22 protein-coding genes are annotated in these 19802 nt (G+C 39.5%); 9 read left to right on the forward strand and 13 right to left on the reverse strand.

What is annotated here, in order from left to right; genetic code table 11:
- Positions 1–18: 18 nt before the first annotated feature.
- The 4 genes from ACST14_RS02765 to ACST14_RS02780 are packed head-to-tail and all read right to left on the reverse strand — an operon-like array spanning position 19 to position 2309.
- Positions 19–159 (reverse strand): hypothetical protein, encoded by a 141-nt coding sequence (locus ACST14_RS02765; protein WP_459460325.1) that lies wholly within the window; start codon positions 157–159, stop codon positions 19–21.
- 7 nt (positions 160–166) lie between these two features.
- Positions 167–568, reverse strand: a complete 402-nt coding sequence (locus tag ACST14_RS02770; protein ID WP_459460327.1) for an ExbD/TolR family protein — start codon at positions 566–568, stop codon at positions 167–169.
- Between the two features lie 4 nt (positions 569–572).
- The gene (locus tag ACST14_RS02775) at positions 573–1322 is read right to left on the reverse strand and encodes a MotA/TolQ/ExbB proton channel family protein (RefSeq protein WP_459460330.1); all 750 of its coding nucleotides are present in this window, start codon (positions 1320–1322) and stop codon (positions 573–575) included.
- Positions 1323–1379: 57 nt separating this feature from the next.
- Complete coding sequence (locus ACST14_RS02780; protein WP_459460332.1) at positions 1380–2309, reverse strand: Ppx/GppA phosphatase family protein; 930 nt, start codon at positions 2307–2309, stop codon at positions 1380–1382.
- A gap of 86 nt (positions 2310–2395) precedes the next feature.
- On the opposite strand from ACST14_RS02780, the gene ACST14_RS02785 reads away from it, so the two are divergent.
- Positions 2396–3799: a tetratricopeptide repeat protein gene (locus tag ACST14_RS02785; protein WP_459460334.1), complete on the forward strand. Its 1404-nt coding sequence runs from the start codon at positions 2396–2398 to the stop codon at positions 3797–3799.
- Between the two features lie 78 nt (positions 3800–3877).
- Entirely contained in the window at positions 3878–6706 is a 2829-nt protein-coding gene (locus tag ACST14_RS02790) for a M16 family metallopeptidase (protein ID WP_459460336.1), read from the forward strand.
- Positions 6707–6773: 67 nt separating this feature from the next.
- Here the strand turns inward: ACST14_RS02790 and ACST14_RS02795 are convergent, their stop codons facing one another.
- The 6 genes from ACST14_RS02795 to sufC are packed head-to-tail and all read right to left on the reverse strand — an operon-like array spanning position 6774 to position 11198.
- Entirely contained in the window at positions 6774–7187 is a 414-nt protein-coding gene (locus tag ACST14_RS02795) for a BrxA/BrxB family bacilliredoxin (protein WP_459460338.1), read from the reverse strand.
- 42 nt (positions 7188–7229) lie between these two features.
- The gene (locus ACST14_RS02800) at positions 7230–7541 is read right to left on the reverse strand and encodes an iron-sulfur cluster assembly protein (RefSeq protein ID WP_459461243.1); all 312 of its coding nucleotides are present in this window, start codon (positions 7539–7541) and stop codon (positions 7230–7232) included.
- Positions 7542–7572: 31 nt separating this feature from the next.
- On the reverse strand, positions 7573–7989 hold the full coding sequence (locus tag ACST14_RS02805) for a SufE family protein (RefSeq protein ID WP_459460340.1): 417 nt from the start codon (positions 7987–7989) through the stop codon (positions 7573–7575).
- Positions 7990–8003: 14 nt separating this feature from the next.
- Positions 8004–9230, reverse strand: coding sequence for a SufS family cysteine desulfurase (locus tag ACST14_RS02810; protein WP_459460342.1), 1227 nt, complete (start codon positions 9228–9230; stop codon positions 8004–8006).
- 2 nt (positions 9231–9232) lie between these two features.
- Complete coding sequence (sufD, locus tag ACST14_RS02815; protein ID WP_459460344.1) at positions 9233–10444, reverse strand: Fe-S cluster assembly protein SufD; 1212 nt, start codon at positions 10442–10444, stop codon at positions 9233–9235.
- Position 10445: 1 nt separating this feature from the next.
- On the reverse strand, positions 10446–11198 hold the full coding sequence (gene sufC, locus ACST14_RS02820) for a Fe-S cluster assembly ATPase SufC (RefSeq protein ID WP_459461246.1): 753 nt from the start codon (positions 11196–11198) through the stop codon (positions 10446–10448).
- A 150-nt stretch (positions 11199–11348) separates the two neighbouring features.
- Between sufC and ACST14_RS02825 the strand changes: the two genes are divergently transcribed.
- Positions 11349–11675, forward strand: coding sequence for a HesB/IscA family protein (locus ACST14_RS02825; RefSeq protein ID WP_459460346.1), 327 nt, complete (start codon positions 11349–11351; stop codon positions 11673–11675).
- 7 nt (positions 11676–11682) lie between these two features.
- On the opposite strand, the gene ACST14_RS02830 is transcribed toward ACST14_RS02825, so the two are convergent.
- On the reverse strand, positions 11683–12291 hold the full coding sequence (locus ACST14_RS02830; protein WP_459460348.1) for a Maf family protein: 609 nt from the start codon (positions 12289–12291) through the stop codon (positions 11683–11685).
- A gap of 110 nt (positions 12292–12401) precedes the next feature.
- Between ACST14_RS02830 and ACST14_RS02835 the strand changes: the two genes are divergently transcribed.
- The 3 genes from ACST14_RS02835 to ACST14_RS02845 all read left to right on the forward strand — a co-directional run bounded on the left by ACST14_RS02835 (position 12402) and on the right by ACST14_RS02845 (position 14320).
- On the forward strand, positions 12402–12866 hold the full coding sequence (locus tag ACST14_RS02835) for a MarR family winged helix-turn-helix transcriptional regulator (RefSeq protein WP_459460350.1): 465 nt from the start codon (positions 12402–12404) through the stop codon (positions 12864–12866).
- 12 nt (positions 12867–12878) lie between these two features.
- On the forward strand, positions 12879–13454 hold the full coding sequence (locus ACST14_RS02840) for a YceI family protein (RefSeq protein WP_459460352.1): 576 nt from the start codon (positions 12879–12881) through the stop codon (positions 13452–13454).
- A gap of 236 nt (positions 13455–13690) precedes the next feature.
- Positions 13691–14320 carry an NAD(P)H-dependent oxidoreductase gene (locus tag ACST14_RS02845; RefSeq protein ID WP_459460354.1) on the forward strand — a complete coding sequence of 210 codons (630 nt, stop codon included), beginning with the start codon at positions 13691–13693 and terminating at the stop codon, positions 14318–14320.
- A gap of 44 nt (positions 14321–14364) precedes the next feature.
- Here ACST14_RS02845 and ACST14_RS02850 read toward each other — a convergent pair whose 3' ends face one another.
- Together ACST14_RS02850 and ACST14_RS02855 are read right to left on the reverse strand one after the other, a co-directional pair.
- Positions 14365–15804 (reverse strand): CCA tRNA nucleotidyltransferase, encoded by a 1440-nt coding sequence (locus ACST14_RS02850; protein WP_459460356.1) that lies wholly within the window; start codon positions 15802–15804, stop codon positions 14365–14367.
- Position 15805: 1 nt separating this feature from the next.
- Complete coding sequence (locus ACST14_RS02855) at positions 15806–16369, reverse strand: L-threonylcarbamoyladenylate synthase (protein ID WP_459460358.1); 564 nt, start codon at positions 16367–16369, stop codon at positions 15806–15808.
- A gap of 104 nt (positions 16370–16473) precedes the next feature.
- Between ACST14_RS02855 and argS the strand changes: the two genes are divergently transcribed.
- Genes argS through menA form a run of 3 tightly spaced genes read left to right on the forward strand, consistent with a single transcriptional unit; the run spans position 16474 to position 19779 of the window.
- Positions 16474–18243, forward strand: a complete 1770-nt coding sequence (argS, locus tag ACST14_RS02860; protein ID WP_459460360.1) for an arginine--tRNA ligase — start codon at positions 16474–16476, stop codon at positions 18241–18243.
- 46 nt (positions 18244–18289) lie between these two features.
- A complete protein-coding gene (locus ACST14_RS02865) occupies positions 18290–18868 on the forward strand; it encodes a glutathione peroxidase (protein ID WP_459460362.1) in 579 nt (192 codons plus the stop codon).
- A gap of 2 nt (positions 18869–18870) precedes the next feature.
- A complete protein-coding gene (gene menA / locus ACST14_RS02870) occupies positions 18871–19779 on the forward strand; it encodes a 1,4-dihydroxy-2-naphthoate octaprenyltransferase (protein WP_459460364.1) in 909 nt (302 codons plus the stop codon).
- Positions 19780–19802: the final 23 nt, after the last annotated feature.

The following is a 19802-nucleotide window of genomic DNA, read 5'->3' on the forward strand; positions in this document are numbered from 1 at the left end:
AAGGACAAATATACGAATTTAGGCCGTATTTTGACCAAGAATTCGATGCGCTTTGTGCTTTCTTTTACTAGAATTACGGTAATAATCTGGAAAAACAGATACTACGATGAACACGTAAACGGCTATTGATTTGAGGGCGATGATGACATAGCCTTCCATAATACGGTTATTTTTTCTTTTCCGCCGCCATCACCATGGCTAATTTTAACTTAGCTGCCAGGTCATAGATATTGGTTAATTCTTGCACTGTCTGATTGCGATCCATCCGAACTACTAAGGTCACCGCTTTCTTCGAAGTTGCTTCCTTGGTTAATTCTGCCTCCAAATTCGTAAAATCAACTAAACGATCGTCAATATAGTAATTTAGCTGCTCATCCACTGTTAAGCGAATCACCTCATTTGCAGGCGTTGGCATTGGCTTCGCCGTTTCAGGCAAAAGCAATTTAATCGCATCTGGTGAGGCAAGCGTAGAAATCATTAAAAAGAACATCAATAAGAAGAAAAGGATATCCGCTAGGGCTCCTGTTTCTACCTCCGATGCTTCTCTAGCTCTTTTTCTGAAGTTCATCGAATTATGATTTAGACGCTGGTTTGTGAAGAATATCTAAGAAATCAATCGCTGTAATCTCCATCTTATTAATCGTACGATCAATCATCGTCGTTAATAAAGTATATAATACATACGCAATGATACCTACAATTAAACCTGATGCCGAAGTCACCATTTTCTCATAAATACCACCAGCAATCGTTGAAATATCAATTTTATTCGAGATCGAAATATTGTGAAACGTACGAATCATACCCGTTACCGTACCTAAGAAACCAAACATAGGAGCAATACGAGCAATCGCACTAAGAATACCTAAATTCTTCTCCATGTTGTAGATTTCTACTTTGGCCTTATTCTCTATCGCCGCCTCAATATCACGGATAGGAGAACCTAAACGAGATAATCCTTTTTCCAAAAGCTTCGCAATCGGATACGAATTCGTCTTACAAAAATTAATCGCACCCTGCACATTACCCGCCTGCAACATATCGTGAATCGTATGTAAGAAATTCTCGTCTAATTTTGCTGTCTTGCGGATGTATAAATAGCGTTCTATGAACAAGAAAACCGCAGCAGCGAATAAGAAACCAATCGGATACATCACGTATCCCCCTTTTCCTAATAAATCCAAAACTGAAAATTCCTCCACGACTACTTTCGTAACCTCTTGAACAGGAGCTGAATTAACAATAGAATCTGCCATAGCAGCAGTAGAGTCGACGGTCACTGAACCCGCCTGAAGTAAAATAGTTGCTAGCGAAAAAGCCATAGGATGAGGTTGATTAATCTTATATACTACAAGTTTACAATTTTTTTTTTACAATTTCTATCCTTGTTTCTTGGAAGGGCTTAGTTCGGTAAACCAAAATCCTTCCTTCAAACTATAAGACGAAAACCAAAGTTCGTTAATCCTCAATTCCCGTAAAACTTTCTCCACTAAAAAAGTCGCATAAGGGAAAATACTTGCTCTAAAAGCCTTCATTCCCGGGTAGGCTATCCTATCCTGATAAGGCAAGCCATCTAAGGTCTTTTTATGCATTAAAAATTGAGCTAGATCTATTTCACAGGATGCCGGTGCTCCTCCAGGTCTATTCTCTAAGTCTAAAATCGTCTCAAAAGCTCCAGCAGCTCCTATTAAAACAGCCGGTTTTGCCTTTGCGCATTCGCTAAATAAAATCTGCAATTCTTTCGTTACGTGACTATCTAAATCAGCTAGAATCGATAGATTAAATTCGTTATCCACAAAAAACATCGATTTTAAACGCAAACCTCCCAGTTCCAAACTCACCCGATAAAGCACTTCATTACCTTTAAACAGGATGAATTCCACACTTCCTCCACCAATATCCATCACTAAACTAGTTTTGTCCCAACGTTCAGGCAAGGAATTTCGTATACCTGAATAGATATATTCTGCTTCTTGCATTCCATCAATCACTTGAATCTGAATCCCTAATTCATTTTTAACTCGCTGAATAAAAACCTCCGCATTCGAGGCGCGCCTTAAGATGCTCGTACCGATGGCATGAAAATCTTTGAGGTCGCCACCTTTGGCCTGAAAAACTGATTTAAATTCCCTTAGACATTCCAAAGCTCGATCCATGGCATCCTCTTGCAATATCACCTTTTCCATCGCTCCCATCCCTAAGCCAACGGGCCGTTGAAGGTGATCCAAAATGTGAAATTCCTCCTTAGGTGAAATTAATAATTGAAAAGTATTCGTACCGAGGTCCGCAATTGCACAGATTTTTGACATTATCAGCTATTTGGAACAAAAATAAGCCTAAAAGGCGTTCAAGAATAAATAATATTCTTTATTTTAGTAAAAATGTATTCTGAAAAATGCTAGATCCCGAATTCGACGAAAATAAAGAAGACATTCAATCTTCCGTACAACGTTACGAGAACATGTTAAATCAGCAAGAAAACGCGTTTTTCGATGCAGAGACGCTGGAACAAATCGCAGAACATTACTTCGTTCAATCGCGTTTTGATCAAGCATTAGAGGCCGTTAATCTAGGTCTGACGCACTACAGTTATTCGCTGGAATTAATTACGCTGAAAGCACAAATTTTGGGCGAAATGCAGAAGCCTGAAGAGGCGATGGAATTAATCGAAAATGCCATCTTATTATTCCCGAATGACATCGAATTAACGCTCGTTAAAGGCTATTTATTAAGCCAAATGGGCCAACACGAAGAATCCATCCAACTTTTTTTAGCGTCCTTAGACCGAACAGAAGAAAAAGACGAGGTCTATTTTCGAATCGGATTAAGTTACCAAGCCTGGGGGAAACCTCGGGAGGCGGTCGACATGCTAAAGAAATGTTTAGAAATGAATCCAGAGAATGAAAATGCGCTGGTGGAATTGGCTAATTGTTTGGACGAAATAGGGAAAATCGACGAAAGCATCCCTTATTACAAGCAATTCATTGATTCTGATCCCTTCTCATTTACGGCTTGGTATAATTTAGGTATTGCTTATTCTAAGCTGAAGCAATATGAAAAGGCGATCGATGCCTATGAATATTCGCTGGCGATTGAACCTACGTTTGGGTCCTCTCTTTTTAACCTGGGTAATACCTATATGAATATTCAGGAGTACGTAAAAGCAGAGGAATCTTACCTATTATGTTTGAAATATGATGATCCTAATCCAGAATTATATTGCTGTTTAGGGGCCAGTTTAGAGCGTCAACGTAAATTTGAGGGCGCTTTAGAAAATTATAAGGAGGCGATTAAGGTCGACCCGCTTTGGGATGAAGGATATTATGGTTTAGCTGTTTGCTTAACTGAGATGGACAAATGGTTTGAAGCTCTGCATTTCCTGAAGAAAGCGCTGAAATTAAATGATATAAATCCACTCTATTGGACAGGCTTAGCAGATGTGGAATCCTATTTAGGTAATCCAGTTTCTGCGGATGAGGCTTATGCCAAATCCGTTGATTTAGATTCCTTCTTCGCTCCTACTTGGGTTAAATGGGCACAATTGCATTATGATTTAGACGATTTCGAAAAATGTGCCGAAATCATGCTTTCAGCCATCGATGAACTTCCCGAGGAAGCCGACTTATATTACCGAGCTGCTATCTTTTTAATTAAAGCAGGTCAATTCAAAGAGGCATTTCACTTCCTAGAATCAGGTCTTTTATTAGATTATGATAAGCATGAGATCATTTTCGAATACTTCCCTAATATGGAAACACAAAAAGCGATTTACAAGTTAATTCAACAATACAAGAAATAAATTCAACCGCTCATCACATTAATCATACACTCAATTCAATAATCTTTTAAATTTCTAGTCAATAAACAAAATACCCCTATGAAGAAAATTATTCTATCGGGTTTACTGCTTTGTCTTTTGCAACCAGCCATCGCACAAACGAAACCCGCACCAACCACACAAAAGGCGTCCGCTAGCCTTCCTATACCCGAAAAGGTAACAGAAGCGGAAGGAATTACGGAATATAAATTAGCCAATGGCTTAAAAGTTTTATTGTTCCCTGATCCATCGAAGCAAACCGTTACAGTTAATATCACTTATTTAGTAGGATCTCGTCACGAAGGCTACGGTGAAACAGGTATGTCCCACTTATTAGAGCACATGGTGTTCAAGGGAACGAAAGAAAAGCACAAAGAAGTCGCAAAAGAAATCTCTGACCACGGAGCTCAATTCAACGGAACTACCTGGTTAGATCGCACGAATTACTTCGAGACATTTGCTTCATCTGATGAAAACTTAGACTGGGCTTTAGATATGGAAGCTGATCGTATGATCAACTCCCGCATAGCAAAAAGCGAATTAGAAACCGAAATGACAGTTGTTCGTAATGAATTCGAACGTGGTGAAAATGATCCGGGAAGTGTTTTAATGGAGCGTGTCGTTTCTACTGCCTTCTTATGGCATAACTATGGAAACTCTACGATCGGAGCACGTTCTGATATCGAAAAAGTGCCTATCGAGAATTTACAAGCCTATTACCGCAAGTATTATCAACCAGATAATGCCGTGTTATTAGTGGCAGGTAAGTTTGATGCAATAAAGACATTGAAATTAATCAATGAGAAATTTGGTGTAATTCCACGTCCTGAGCGTGTTTTAACGCCTACATTCACGGCTGAACCTACACAAGATGGCGAAAGAGAGGTAACACTTCGCCGCGTGGGTGATGTTCAAGTTTTGGGTATGGCCTACCATATTCCATCTGGCTTACACCCGGATTATGTTGCAGTAGATGTGATGGCTGATTTATTAACGGATGCTCCGTCTGGACGTTTATACAAGGCCTTGATTGATACGAAGAAGGCAAGTAGCCAGTTTGGATTCTCCTTCCAATTGAAAGAGCCAGGATTGATTTATTTTGGTGCAGAAGTATTGAAAGAAAAATCTGTGGATTCGGTTCGTCAGATTATGATTAACACCATCGAGAATTTTGCTAAAACTCCTCCAACGCAAGAAGAGGTAGATCGTATCAAAACGAAAGGCATTAAGAACATCGAATTATTATTAAATAATGCCCAGCGTGTGGGTGTTGGAATGTCTGAGTACATCGCTCAAGGTGATTGGCGTTTATTATTCCACACACGCAATCAATTAGAAAAAATCACTCCTGCGGATATTCAACGTGTGGCAGCTGCTTATTTTAGATCATCTAATAGAACCTCAGGTACTTTCTATCCTACTGAGAAACCAGAGCGTGCGGAAATTCCAGAAGCAAAAGACGTAGCATCAGTATTGAAAGACTTCAAGCCAAAAGCAGCAGTTAGCCAAGGTGAGGCATTTGATCCATCTCCAGCAAATATCGATGCTCGTACTAAAAAAGAAAAAATTGGTGGTATCCAATTAGCGCTTTTATCTAAGAAGACAAGAGGTAACTCGGTTTATGCTCGTATGACTTTACGTTTTGGTGATGAAAAATCCTTAATGGGTACAGTAACTGCTGCAGATTTAGCGGCAGACATGTTATCTAAAGGAACAGCAAAGCACACTCGTCAACAATTCCAAGATGAATTAGACAAATTAAAAGCGCGTGTGAGCATCAATGGCGGACCTACGCAAGCAAGTGTTTCTATCGAAACAACTCGAGAGAATTTAATCCCAGCTATGAAGTTAGTGGCTGAGGCTTTAAAGCAACCGGTTTTCCCGGCAGCTGAATTCGAGAAGTTAAAGCAAGAGAATTTAACAGCTATCGAAGGTCAAAAAAGTGAGCCGCAAGCAAAAGGGTCAGATGCATTAGGCCAATTGAGAACTGGTCACTACGATAAGAAAGATGTACGTTACCAGCCTACCATGGCAGAGCAAACGGCAAATTATGCGGCTGCAAAATTAGATGAGTCAATTAATTTCTACAAGAACTTCTATGGAGCATCGGATGCAACATTCTCTGCTGTAGGTGATTTTGATGAGAAAGAATTGAAGGATGTAATAACAGCGGAATTTGCTAACTGGAAATCCCCTAAGCCTTACAAACGCATTCCAGATGTGTTCAAAGAGACGGGTGGTAAAGCAATTTCGATCGAAACTCCTGATAAGGCAAATGCCTTCTTCTTAGCTTACCAGCCTTTGAAGATCTCCGATAGCGATCCTAATTTTGCTGCTTTAGAGTTATCTAACTATATGTTAGGTGGTGGTAGTGGATTAAGCTCTCGTTTAATGAACCGTATTCGCCAGAAAGATGGTTTATCTTACGGTGTAGGATCACAATTCGTAGCGAGTCCATTAGATCAAAGCGGTGCCTTTATCGGATATGCAATTTACGCTCCAGAGAACTTAGCGAAGCTTGAGTCTGCTTTCAAAGAGGAAATCGAGAAAGTATTGAAAGAAGGATTTACTCAGAAAGAAATCGATGAGGCGAAGAAATCTTGGTTGCAATCACGTCAAGTGACACGCTCTCAAGATAACGCTTTAGTAGGAAGCTTGAACAGTAACTTGTACTTAGGCCGTAATATGAAATGGTCTGAAGATTTAGAGACTAAGGTGAAGAGCCTAACTCCTGCTCAAATTCAAGAGGCTACTCAGAAATCTATCGACTTATTGAAGATGTCCTTCATTAAAGCGGGTGACTATGAAGGGGCTGCGAAGAAAATGGCAGAGAAGGCTAAGAATAGCAGTTCAGAATCAGGAGCGATGGGCGGTGCGCCCAAGCAATAATCCTTTCTGAAAGGAAACAAAAAAGGGAGCTTCTTTCGAAGCTCCCTTTTTTTATGGCTAATTTTTATTAGCAAAACTCATCAAACACACCTTCTAAGTGCCCTGCTATCATATCTGCAGAACGACCCTCAATGTGGTGACGCTCTACGAAATGAACTAACTCGCCATCTTTAAATAAAGCAATCGATGGAGATGATGGAGGGTAAGGTAACGTATATTCACGTGCTTTTTGAACTGCTTCAGGATCTACACCTGCGAAAACCGTCACTAAGTTTGTCGGTTTCTTTTCAGAGGCTGCTACTGCATTTTTAACACCTGGACGAGCCGTAGAGGCTGAACATCCGCAAACAGAGTTAAAAAATACCAAGGTTGTACCTGGTTTAGCCATGATGTCTTCCACTTCTGAAGCTGACTTCAATTCTTGGAATCCTCCGGCTACGATATCCATCCGCATAGGATGTACTAAATGTTCTGGATACATATATTTCTATTTTTAAATTTTATAATTAAAACGATAACGCAATTACATAAATCCGAGTTCCAATTTTGCCACTTCTGACATCATATCTTGCTCGTAAGGTGGGTCAAAAGTTAATTCAACTGACACTTCAGCTATACCTTCCACCTCTCTCACCGCCTTCTCAATATCTACCGGAATACTTTCCGCAGACGGACAAGAGGGTGAAGTTAAAGTCATCAAAATATAGACATTATTCACTGGAAAAATCTTGATCTCATAGATTAATCCTAGTTCATACACATCGACTGGAATTTCTGGGTCATAAACGGTCTTAATCGCCTTTACCACTTTTTCCTTTAATTCTACCTCATTCATTTGACTTGAATTTTCCATTCTAAATAATCGTTTAAGAGAAGGCCAAAGCATAATGTTGCATTTGTTTTACCATGGAAACTAAACCGTTTGATCTTGTTTGGGCCAAATGCTGGCTCATTCCAATTTGATCAATAAAATATAAATCCGATGCCAAAATCTCCGCAGGTGTATGATTCGATAAAACCCGAATCAACATCGAAATCATTCCTTTCACAATGATTGCTTCCGAATCAGCCTGAAATACGACTAAATCACCTTGTTTATCGGCATGTAACCATACCCGGCTTTGGCAGCCCTTAATCACATTCTCCTCTGTCTTAAAAGCATCTGACATAGGGGCTAATTTCTTGCCTAAATCAATCAAATACTCATATTTATCAGCCCAATCTTCGAAAAGACCAAACTCCTCTATTAATTCCTCTTGAATTTCGTTTATCGGCTGTCCCATCTATTGTAACATCTCTATTGTAACATCTGTAATGTCTTCTCTAAACATAAAACAAATCGATCGATTTCCTCGAACGTATTGTAAAACGAGAAAGAGGCACGGCACGTCCCCACAAGGCCATAACGTTCCATCAAAGGCTGCGCACAATGATGACCCGTGCGAATTGCAATGCCAAATTTATCTAATAAAACGCCAATATCCTGCGGATGAACACCGTCTATTACGAAGGAAATAACCGCAATTTTTTCAGGTGCCGTTCCGACAATTTTCAAACCCGGAATAGCTTGTAATTTCTCCGTAGCATAAGCTAAAAGTGCTTCTTCCTGAGCCGCTAAGGCATCAGCAGGAATTGCCTGCAAATAATCTAAAGCAGCTCCTAAAGCGATCACATCAGCAATATTAGGGGTTCCTGCTTCAAACTTATAGGGTAATTCATTATAAGTCGTACCCGCAAAGCTCACCTCTTTAATCATCTCCCCTCCTCCTTGGTAAGGTGGCATAGCCTCCAGTAACTCGCGTTTCCCGTACAATACACCTACACCAGTTGGGCCAAAAAGCTTGTGTGCAGAAAATACAAAGAAATCTAAATCAAGAGCTTGAACATCTACGGCCAAATGGGCTACCGATTGTGCGCCATCAATAAGTACTTTCGCTCCTACTGCATGCGCTAAAGAAATGATTTCCACTATGGGATTGATGGTCCCTATGGCATTTGAAACATGGTTTACGGCAACTAATTTAACTTTAGGATTTAGTAAACCCTTCAAAGCATCTATATCTAAAATGCCTTCGTCGCTTACCGGAATTACTTTAATCTCTGCCCCTTTTTCCTCCGCGATCATCTGCCAAGGCACGATGTTCGAGTGATGCTCTAGGTTAGAAACGATGATTTGATCGCCTTTTCCGATGTTAGCACGGCCAAAAGTTTGGGCCACTAAATTAATCCCCGCCGTTGTACCCGAAGTAAAAATAATCTGATCCGTGGAAGGGGCATTCAAAAAGGCGGCAAGCTTTGTTCTCGTTAATTCATAAGCGGTCGTAGCGCGTTCAGCCAAAGTGTGAAGTCCTCGGTGAATATTCGCGTTATCCTGCTCATAATAATGTTGTAAGGCATCCGTAACGACTTTAGGCTTCTGTGTAGTCGCCGCATTATCAAAATAAATCAAGGGAGCCTTGTTCACCTGTTGATGTAAAACAGGGAAATCCGCTCTAATTTGATCTATATTAAATTTTTTCGCCATGATTAAATCGCTAAAGAAGTCTGGATTTTAGAAATAATTTTATCTGTCAAACGTAGTTTCGTCTCTTCGTGTGTCACACGATCGATTACTTCTTGAACAAAGGCTAATAACAATAAAGTTTTTGCGTTTGCTAAAGAAATACCTCTAGATCGTAAATAGAATAACGCATCCTCGTTCAATTGACCGGTCGTAGTTCCGTGAGAACACTTCACATCATCCGCCCAAATCTCTAATTGAGGCTTTGTATTCATCGTAGCACGAGTAGAGGCTAAGACGTTTTTGCAACTTTGGAAAGCATTCGTTTTCTGCGCATCAGGACGCACAAAAATCTTACCGTTGAACACCCCTGTCGCATTTCCCATCAAAACCCCTTTGTATAATTCATGGGATTCCGAATTTGGTTTGCGGTGATCCACTATGGTGTGAGAATCCATTAATTGATCCTCTCCTGGCACATAAAGTCCATTTAGATTAGACATTACGCGTTCTCCATCACTGTAGAAATGCAAGTTATTACGTAAATATGCGGCATTCAGGGAGAATGTAAATAAATCTACTTGGCTATCTGAAAGCTGCGTAATGAAGGTATGATCGATGTGGGTGGTGTTTTGGGCCAAATCTTGTTCCTTCACGTAGGTCAAATTTGCCTTCTCACTCACATATATTTCTTGCACAAAATTAGACAAGACTTCTTCGGAACCCGCTGAGGTATAAGCGCGCTCAATCAGAGTTAACGAGGCATCTGCCTCTAAGAAAACGATCAAACGACTTTGAATCGCCGACACTTTATTCGCTGATAAAATAAAATCATGCGATATGGCCTCATCCACAGAAACACCAGCTTTCACCCAAAATACCTGGGTATTAACCACGAGTGCTGTATTCAAATCATAGAGCGAATTTTGATCTAGGATTGGAAAACGCTGCTCCCAATTGGCGGCAATTGCTGGATTAGTAGCTAAAAACTGATCAAAAGGTAGAAATTCTACCCCTGCTGGTAATTTACCGGTATAGGTAGTATGCCCATTTTGAGTTTGTAAGCTAGCCGCTGAAGACTCATTCAAAGCTGATGGACTCCACTCTAGTTCTTTCTCATTAAAAGATTTTAAGGAGGCATATTTCCATTCCTCCCATTTATTGGTGGGAAAACCTTTGGCCTTAAAACGCTCCAAAGCCTCTTTCTGAGCTGATGACGTTAATTCTGTATACAACATCTTATTCTCCTAAAGCTGAAATGATCCAATCGTACCCACGCTCTTCTAATTCCAGCGCTAATTCTTTCCCACCAGATTTCACAATCTTTCCTTTGTACAAAACGTGCACAAAATCTGGAATAATATAGTCCAAAAGACGTTGATAGTGCGTTACGACAATCGTCGCATTGTCTGGGGACTTTAATTTATTAACTCCTTCTGCCACGATGCGCAAGGCATCAATGTCTAATCCAGAGTCTGTCTCATCTAAAATGGCTAATTTAGGTCCTAAGACCGCCATTTGGAAGATTTCATTTCTTTTTTTCTCACCACCAGAGAAGCCTTCGTTTAAGGAACGTGATAAAAGACTTTGGTCTATATTAACGTAGCTCATCTTCTCTTTAAACATTTTCAAAAACTGAACAGCGTCTAAAGGCTCTTCGCCACGGTATTTACGAATTTCATTTACCGCAGACTTCATAAAATTAGTTGTCGATACACCTGGAATCTCTATCGGATACTGAAATGCTAGGAATAAACCCTCCGCTGCACGTTCCTCAGGAGCTAACTCCAATAAATCTTTACCCAGAAATTGTACGGTTCCACTTGTTACTTCATAATCAGCACGGCCAGCTAAAACGGAGGCTAAGGTAGACTTACCTGAACCGTTCGGCCCCATGATCGCGTGAACCTCTCCGGCTTTAACCTCTAAATTAATCCCTTTCAAGATTTCCTTCTCCCCTATACTTGCGTGTAAATTCTTAATTGAAAGCATCATATTATATTTGAATCTGCATTTAAAACACAAAATTAAGACCAATGGTTCTGAAAAACTAGACTTTATTTAGATTCACTCTAAATTAATCAATTTATTATCAAAATTATTCCTATTTTTGTACTCGAATTACATCTAAAAATAGCGATCATGATCACGATAACAGATTTAGCAGCCAATAGAATTAAAGAATTGCGTTCTAAAGAAGGTTTGACGGAGGAATTCAATATCCGCGTGGCGGTAGAAGGTGGTGGCTGTTCAGGTTTAATGTATAACCTAGACTTTGCCGCAGAAGCTCAACCTAATGACATGATTATCGAAGACAAAGGGGTAAAAGTAATGGTCGATAAAAAATCCATTTTATACCTTGCTGGTACTGAATTAGACTTTTCTGATGGTTTAAATGGCAAAGGATTCCAATTCAAAAACCCCAATGCAAGCCGTACGTGTGGATGTGGAGAAAGCTTCTCTATCTAAGGCTTATTTATCTTATAAGTAACTGTTTCCCGTCTAAAATATAAGGCTTCATTAATTGGTAGACTTCGTATATGGGCAAACCCATAACCGTATAGAAAGAACCTTGAATCGATTCGATTCCTACCATTCCTAGAAAATCTTGTACACCATAAGAACCGGCTTTGTCCATGCAAGAACCCTCCCGAACATAAAAATCGATTTCCCAATCTTCGAAGCTGCGGAATTTAACTAAGGCTGAATCCGCTTTCGTATACAGTCCTTGCGGAGTTTGTAATGCAATGCCAGTCACTACCTCGTGTGTTTGACCTGATAATTTTTGTAGCATTTGGATTGCCTCAGCTTTATCCTGAGGCTTATTTAAAATTTCTGTTCCCAAAATCACGACCGTATCAGCCGCTAAAACTAAGGCATTGGGAGAAATTTTGGCTAATTCTCTGGCTTTACGTTCCGCTAAATGTACTGGAACGTCTTGGGCTTTCATTTTTTCATCAAAAGATTCATCTACATCACTCGGTAAAACTGAAAATTCAAATCCGGCAGAACGCAAGATCTCTTTGCGACGCGGAGAATTCGATGCTAAAATGAAAGGATATTGAAGGGATAATAGATTCTGCATCTTCAAAAATAGCCCAAAATTTAAAATTATCAGGGTTAAAATAAAAATATATTTAATTTCCTTTGTATTTAATGTAATTACATTTAATTTTACGACATCAAATTGTAATCATGGGTATTTCCGAAGATTTAAAGCAAACCAAATTTCCTTCTGAGGCCTCTAAAGCCGTTGTGAATGCGATCTATACAGGCAACTGGATTGTTCAGAAACAGCAGGAATTGCTAAAACCTTTTGGACTTACGGTACAACAATACAATGTACTCCGTATTCTGCGTGGACAACAAGGAACTCCAATGACCGTTCTAGCCATTACGGAACGAATGTTAGATAAAATGTCCAATGCCTCTCGCCTGGTGGATAAATTGCTTGAAAAAAAATTAGTACTACGCCGCGAATGCCCTAAAGATCGCAGAGCGGTGGATATCCTAATTCTACCAGCGGGATTATCCTTATTAACTCAAGTAGACCAAGTTCAAAATGACTGGGGGAAACATTTCAACGCCTTAGGAGTTAAGAAACTCGAAGAAATGAACCAAATTTTGGACGAATTTAGAACCGTATTTTCTCACAATTAAACAATAAATAAGATGAAATCTGTAAAAGTAATTATTGCCACTTTGACTTTAGGCCTAATCACCTTCTCTGGTGTTGCTGCACCGAAAGTGGTAAACTTAAACAAATCTGCTAGTTCGATCGCTTGGTTAGCCAAGAAAGTAACTGGAGAGCACAATGGAACTGTAGGAATCTCTGCAGGCGCGTTAAACGTAGATGGAAACAAATTAATCGGAGGAAACTTCACCATTGACTTGAAAACTATCAAGGATTTAGATCTTACTGACCCTGGATACAACCAAAAATTAGTAGGTCATCTTTCTTCTGGTGATTTCTTTGAAGTAGAAAAATTCCCAACGGCTACTTTCGTGATCACTAAAGTGGCGGGCAAGCAAGTAACTGGTAACTTAACAGCAAAAGGAATCACAAAATCAATCACTTTCCCAGCAGAAATTACGGTTAAAGGCGGTAAAGTGACTGCGAAAGCGAACATTACCATCGATCGTACTGATTTTAACATCCGTTACAATTCTAAGAAATTCTTCGAATCAATCGGTGATAAGGCGATTTATGATGATTTCGCTCTTACTGTGTCTTTAGTTAGTGAGTAATTTCAAAATGTAATCTCTAAAACTGCCTAACGACAATGTTTTATGAGATTAAATTTTAAAATTTTCACTACTAATTTAACTCTTTCGCTCTCTTAATTAGGAGCAGGAGTAGTAGCATTTGAGTTTATTTATTTGATAAATTATCAAGGCTTATTCGCAGAAAATATGTCGAAGACCATTTTCTAGAGTAAGCCTTGAATTTTACCATTCACCATATACCATTCACCATTCAACTTATGTCTTTAATCGACTCATTATCGTGGCGCTATGCCGCAAAAAGAATGACCGGAAACAAAGTTTCCGCAGATAAAATTGATTCTTTATTAGAAGCAATCCGCCTTTCAGCATCAGGTTTTGGTTTACAACCCTATAAAGTTTTAGTGATTGAAAACCCAGAATTAAAAGCAAAAATTCAACCAATCGCTTATGGTCAGCCACAGGCAGTTGAATCATCACATTTATTAGTTTTTGCAGCTTGGAATGATATTACTGAAGCTCAAATCGATTCTTTCATCCAATTAGTGGCTGATACACGTGGTCTTTCACTAGATATGCTAGGGGATTACCGCGGTGCTATTGCTGGTTCATTACTAGGTCGTCCTGTAGAGGCGAAAAGACACTGGGCAGCCCGTCAAGTTTATTTAGCTATGGGTACAGCCCTTGCAGCGGCAGGTGAATTACAAATCGATACAACGCCAATGGAAGGATTTATTCCAGCGAAATTAGATGAATTACTTGGCTTAGAAGCTATGGGATTACATTCTGTATTAATGCTAGCCGTAGGAGAACGTGATGCAGCTAATGACTTTATGGCGAATGCTGCCAAAGTCCGTTATGCAAAAGAAGATTTTGTGATTAATTTATAATCCACTTCAAAACAATAAAAAAGGCTCCAAATTCGGAGCCTTTTTTATTGAAGGTCACTAAAAGATAAGATAGGTTTTAAGTCCAGCTTTCTACCCTCTTCTAGTAATAAATCCCAACCAGATTCGAAATCGTTCCGAATCAAACCTTCTAGGATAGCCTCGCGCATGGCAATTTTTATTAAGCCAATTTCACGTCCGGGGCCTATGTCAAAAACCTGCATGATAACTTCTCCAGAGAAAACAGGCTGGAAATTACGCAGCGAATCACTTTCTTCGACTTCTTTCAATTTTTGCTCTACAACATCAAAATTGCGTAAATAGCGTTTGACTTTATCCCCGTTTTTAGAGGTAATATCCGCTCTACATAAGGTCATTAGAGCCTCGAGCTCCTCTCCTGCTTCAAAGAGTAAACGTCGCAAAGCTGAAGCCGTTATTTCTTCCTTTGATAAGGCGATGGGGCGTAAATGCAGTCGTACGAGTTTTTGGACAAGTTTCATTTTCTCGTTCAAAGGCAATTTCAAACGCTTGAAAATGTTCGGAACCTGACGCGCACCCATATCTTCGTGCCCGTGAAAAGTCCAACCTTTTCCTTGAACGAAACGTTTGGTTTGAGGTTTGGCAATATCATGTAAAATGGAAGCCCAACGCCACCAAAGGTCATCCGTATTATCTGAAATATTATCTAAAACCTGCAGCGTATGGTAAAAATTGTCTTTATGCCCTTTACCATCTTCCGTATCAACACCTTTCAATTTCATAAACTCAGGGAAAATGATAGGTAATATATCGCAGGCATCTAAAAGTAAAAATCCATAGGATGGCTTTTTACATAAGATTATCTTGTTCAATTCATCCGAAATCCGCTCCATCGAAATGATTTCTAAGCGGTCTTTCTCCGTTTTCAAGGCTTCAAAAGTCTCTGGAAAAATATCAAAACCTAGCTGAGCAGCAAATCGAACCGCACGCATCATGCGTAAAGGATCATCCGAAAAGGTGATGCCGGGGGCAAGGGGTGTTCGAATTAGTTTGGCCTTTAAATCATCCAAACCATGAAATGGATCTAATAATAATCCCCAATTAGCCTGGTTCAATTGAACCGCCATCGCATTTATCGTGAAATCACGACGGTTTTGATCATCTTCTAAGGACCCTTCTTCCACCACCGGCTTGCGGGAATCACGATTATAGGATTCTTTGCGTGCACCTACGAATTCGAGATCCCAGTCATCGACTTTGATCATTGCCGTTCCAAAATTCTTGAAAACAGATACGGCGTGTTCGGGCAAATCAAATTCTTTAGCTACTTCTAAAGCCAAATCAATCCCAGAACCGATACAAACCACATCAATATCCTTGCATTCACGCCCTAAAATAGCATCGCGTACATATCCCCCAATGACGTAACTATCCAATCCCAAACGATCAGCCGCTAAACCGATTTTTTGGAAAATAGGATCTGCTACAATCTCCGTCCCTTCTTTCATGCTATCCTCTAATTAATTTATAATCGCCGTTTAGGCCTAATTGTACAATTTTACTCGCCTTTTTTACAGCCCCCTCTCCTGCTGGGTTCTTTAAAATCCCTGCCACTCCAGCCACTATGGAAGGCGCTATGCCTGCCAAATTTAGCGGGGATGGATCACCAGAAAGATTAGCGGAGGTGGAAACAATCCCTCTTTGGTAGCGATAAACTAATCCTTTACAGAACTCATCTTTCAAAAGTCGAATGGCAATACTTCCATCCGGACCTAGTAATAAAGGGGATACATTCTTCCCTTTAGGATAGATGACCGTCAAAGGATCTTCCGCAAATTCCACTAAATCCCAGGCAATTTCAGGCACTTGCTCTACATATTCGCTCAATTGTTCCATCTTAGATATCAATAGAATCAAGCCTTTATTGGCTGGTCTATTTTTAAGTTCTAAAATCTTCTCAATCGCTTGATCATTCCGAGCATCACAGCCTAAACCCCAAATGGTGTCGCTGGGATACAACAACACTCCTCCTGATTTTAAAGTTTGAATCGCCTCGTGGTACATATTTTGCATAATAGCGACAAAGGTAAGATTAATTTATTCATTTCTGAGCATTAGAGGCAAGGTTTAGAGCGAATTTAGCTACCTTTGTAGATTGACAAATCAGACCATTTTTAATGTCGAACATTCAACAAACATTACAAGAACAACTAGCTAAGGGCCTACAGGAATTATTTAGCATCGAGGTTTCCGAAATCGTTTTGCAAGAGACGAAAAAGGAATTCGAAGGCGCCTATACCCTAGTTGTTTTCCCATATACCAAGCAAGCTGGAAAGGCTCCTGCAGCCATTGCAACTGATTTAGGGAACTATTTACTGTCTAATTGCGCCATTGTAAAGGCTTTTCAGGTGGTTCAGGGTTTCTTAAATATTTCAATTCATGATTCAGCTTGGTTAGGTTTATTATCAGCTGTGGCATCCGATAAAAATCCTTTTCAAATAGAGTCGAAAGGCGAAAAAGTACTCATCGAATACTCTTCACCTAACACCAATAAGCCTTTACACCTAGGACATTTAAGGAATAATTTTCTGGGTTTTTCGGTAGCACAAATTTTAGCTGCGGGTGGATATGAGGTGGTTAAAACCAATTTAGTCAACGATAGAGGTATACATATTTGTAAATCAATGCTTGCTTACCAACTTTTTGGAAAGGAAGAGACACCTGAATCAGCAGGATTAAAAGGTGATCATTTAGTGGGCAAATATTATGTGGCTTTCGATATCGCTTATAAGGAAGAAATCGCTGACTTAAAGGCAAGTGGTGTAGAAGAAGAGCTGGCGAAAAAACAGGCTCCTATCCTATTGAAGGCGCAAGAAATGCTCTTAAAATGGGAACAGGGTGATGCCGATGTGATGAAATTGTGGAATACGATGAATGCCTGGGTATTCGCTGGTTTCGAGAAATCGTACCAAACCATGGGAGTTTCTTTCGATAAAATTTACCGTGAATCGAATACCTATTTATTAGGAAAACAAATTGTGGACGAAGGATTAGCTTCTGGGGTATTTTTCCAAAAGCCCGATGGCTCTGTTTGGATTAATTTAGAGGCGGAAGGCTTAGATGAGAAATTAGTACTGCGTAAAGACGGTACGTCCGTTTACATCACGCAAGACCTGGGAACTGCCCAATTAAAATATGCCGATTTCAAAGCTAGTCAATCAGTTTACGTGGTGGGAAATGAGCAGGATTACCACTTTGAAGTACTTTTCCATATTTTGAAAAAATTAAATAAGCCCTTCTCGAAAGGTAATTTTCACCTTTCGTATGGAATGGTAGATTTACCAAGTGGCAAAATGAAATCCCGCGAAGGAACCGTGGTAGATGCCGATGATTTAATGGCAGAGATGATTCAAACAGCGAAAGATCGCACACTAGAATTAGGAAAGATCGACGGTTTCACGGAGGCAGAATCAAACGAATTATTCCATAACCTGGGATTAGGAGCTTTAAAATATTTCTTATTAAAAGTAGAGCCTAAGAAACGGATGCTATTTAATCCAGAGGAATCCATTGATTTCCAAGGAAATACAGGTCCATTTATTCAATATACGCATGCCAGAATTTGTTCGATCATACGGAAAGCAGGTGAAATTACCCCAGTGACAACAGATTCAGAATTAGCTAATTCAGAACAAGAATTAATTTACTTATTAGGTGAATACAAGGCCATCATTGCGACAGCTGCGGCTAATTTTGCGCCATCAGTTATCGCTAATTATGCTTATGATTTAGCGAAGACTTTTAATAAGTTTTATAATGAGATGACTATTCTTTCAGAAGAAAATGAGGTGAAACGAAACATTCGAATTAACTTAGCTGACCTGACAGGTAAAACAATTCAGCATGCCACCTCGTTATTAGGGATAGTTTCACCTAATCGTATGTAATTTGAAACGTAACTATATTTACCTCACCATTTTAATTATTATCATTATGATCGCAAGTTTTATGAAAATCGGATCGTTATTAACGGCTTTGGCCCTACCGTTCACCCAAAAAACAGTCTTAAACAGACCAGAAAAAATGGAAATTACTGCAGCCTCGAACTTCCACTCCTTCAAAATGAAGGGCATTGATGGAAAAGAAATTGATTTTTCTCAATTTAAAGGAAAGAAAATTATCATTTTGAATACAGCCTCTAAATGTGGTTACACACCACAATATGCAGACTGGGAGAAATTCCACAAAGAAAACAAAGACGTCGTAATCTTAGGTTTCCCTGCTAATGAGTTTGGTGGACAAGAGCCTGGAACCAATGCGGAAATTTCGTCTTTCTGCTCTCTAAACTATGGCGTTTCCTTTCAAATGATGGAAAAAGTAGTTGTAAAAGGCAATGGAAAATGTGACTTATATCAATGGTTATCAGATAAGTCGAAAAATGGCTGGAATGAAAAAGAGCCTAGCTGGAACTTTTGTAAGTATGTGATTAATGAAAAAGGAGAGTTACAAAACTTCTTCGCCTCTGGAATCAAACCTAACAGTGCAGAATTTTTAGCTGCTATAGGTAAGTAATAATGAATAGATGGGTAGATGCGGCAAGGCCAAGAACCTTACCGCTAGCGGTTGGAAGTATATTATTAGGTAATTTTCTAGCTTATTCTGCAGGGAAATTTAATCTACTAGTTGCCGTACTTGCCACATTAACTACCCTTTTATTACAAATTCTTTCCAACTTTGCGAATGATTTAGGGGACTTCTCTAACGGAGTCGACAACCAAGATCGTAAAGTGGCTTTAAGAGCCGTTCAAACAGGAAAAATTAGTCAACAAGAAATGAGAACTGCTGTTATAATGACAGCGGTTCTTTCTTTTTTATCAGGTATCTCCTTATTATTTTTCGGACTCAAGGAGGCACCCATCGAAGTATGGGGCACCTTTTTAGGCTTAGGAGTCGCTGCCATTGCTGCAGCCGTTGCCTACACCGTAGGGAAAAGACCCTATGGTTATATGGGTTTAGGCGATTTATCTGTTTTTCTGTTTTTTGGCTTGATCGGAACTTTAGGAACCTATTACCTACAAACCTTTACTTTAAATTTCGCCATCTTATTCCCAGCCTCAGGATGCGGATTCTTATCTGTGGCCGTGTTAAATTTGAATAATTTAAGGGATATCGATAATGATATTAAAACGGGAAAATTCTCAATTCCGGTTCGAATAGGCAAAACATTCGGATTTTATTACCAAAAAGCTCTCTATATTTTAGCCATTGCCTGTTTTTATGCCTACCCTTTTGTAGCAGGGTTTAAAATAGACATAAATCAACAATTACTTATTGTGGGTGTTTATCCCATTGTCTTATTGTTCCGCGAACTACACGCTGGCATGAGTTCAGAGCAGATCGATCCTTATTTGAAAAAGACCGCATTGAGGACGCTTTTTTTGATCTTTATTTTTGGGGTGATACAAATTTTAACAAGCCAGTAATTTCGCTTATTTTTACAAAAAAA

The sequence above is a fragment of the Aquirufa sp. A-Brett2-15D genome, from assembly GCF_054558735.1.

Excerpts from the sequence above, each read along its gene's own strand:
- ACST14_RS02850 (WP_459460356.1), bottom strand. The coding sequence starts at position 15,804 with ATGAAAGAAGGGACGGAGATTGTAGCAGATCCTATTTTCCAAAAAATC.
- ACST14_RS02770 (WP_459460327.1), bottom strand. The coding sequence starts at position 568 with ATGAACTTCAGAAAAAGAGCTAGAGAAGCATCGGAGGTAGAAACAGGA.
- ACST14_RS02780 (WP_459460332.1), bottom strand. The coding sequence starts at position 2,309 with ATGTCAAAAATCTGTGCAATTGCGGACCTCGGTACGAATACTTTTCAA.
- ACST14_RS02835 (WP_459460350.1), top strand. The coding sequence starts at position 12,402 with ATGGGTATTTCCGAAGATTTAAAGCAAACCAAATTTCCTTCTGAGGCC.
- ACST14_RS02800 (WP_459461243.1), bottom strand. The coding sequence starts at position 7,541 with ATGAATGAGGTAGAATTAAAGGAAAAAGTGGTAAAGGCGATTAAGACC.
- ACST14_RS02865 (WP_459460362.1), top strand. The coding sequence starts at position 18,290 with ATGATCGCAAGTTTTATGAAAATCGGATCGTTATTAACGGCTTTGGCC.
- ACST14_RS02785 (WP_459460334.1), top strand. The coding sequence starts at position 2,396 with ATGCTAGATCCCGAATTCGACGAAAATAAAGAAGACATTCAATCTTCC.
- ACST14_RS02805 (WP_459460340.1), bottom strand. The coding sequence starts at position 7,989 with ATGGGACAGCCGATAAACGAAATTCAAGAGGAATTAATAGAGGAGTTT.
- ACST14_RS02855 (WP_459460358.1), bottom strand. The coding sequence starts at position 16,369 with ATGCAAAATATGTACCACGAGGCGATTCAAACTTTAAAATCAGGAGGA.
- ACST14_RS02790 (WP_459460336.1), top strand. The coding sequence starts at position 3,878 with ATGAAGAAAATTATTCTATCGGGTTTACTGCTTTGTCTTTTGCAACCA.
- ACST14_RS02810 (WP_459460342.1), bottom strand. The coding sequence starts at position 9,230 with ATGGCGAAAAAATTTAATATAGATCAAATTAGAGCGGATTTCCCTGTT.
- ACST14_RS02795 (WP_459460338.1), bottom strand. The coding sequence starts at position 7,187 with ATGTATCCAGAACATTTAGTACATCCTATGCGGATGGATATCGTAGCC.
- menA (WP_459460364.1), top strand. The coding sequence starts at position 18,871 with ATGAATAGATGGGTAGATGCGGCAAGGCCAAGAACCTTACCGCTAGCG.
- ACST14_RS02765 (WP_459460325.1), bottom strand. The coding sequence starts at position 159 with ATGGAAGGCTATGTCATCATCGCCCTCAAATCAATAGCCGTTTACGTG.
- ACST14_RS02845 (WP_459460354.1), top strand. The coding sequence starts at position 13,691 with ATGTCTTTAATCGACTCATTATCGTGGCGCTATGCCGCAAAAAGAATG.
- ACST14_RS02825 (WP_459460346.1), top strand. The coding sequence starts at position 11,349 with ATGATCACGATAACAGATTTAGCAGCCAATAGAATTAAAGAATTGCGT.
- ACST14_RS02775 (WP_459460330.1), bottom strand. The coding sequence starts at position 1,322 with ATGGCTTTTTCGCTAGCAACTATTTTACTTCAGGCGGGTTCAGTGACC.
- ACST14_RS02840 (WP_459460352.1), top strand. The coding sequence starts at position 12,879 with ATGAAATCTGTAAAAGTAATTATTGCCACTTTGACTTTAGGCCTAATC.
- ACST14_RS02830 (WP_459460348.1), bottom strand. The coding sequence starts at position 12,291 with ATGCAGAATCTATTATCCCTTCAATATCCTTTCATTTTAGCATCGAAT.
- sufC (WP_459461246.1), bottom strand. The coding sequence starts at position 11,198 with ATGCTTTCAATTAAGAATTTACACGCAAGTATAGGGGAGAAGGAAATC.
- argS (WP_459460360.1), top strand. The coding sequence starts at position 16,474 with ATGTCGAACATTCAACAAACATTACAAGAACAACTAGCTAAGGGCCTA.
- sufD (WP_459460344.1), bottom strand. The coding sequence starts at position 10,444 with ATGTTGTATACAGAATTAACGTCATCAGCTCAGAAAGAGGCTTTGGAG.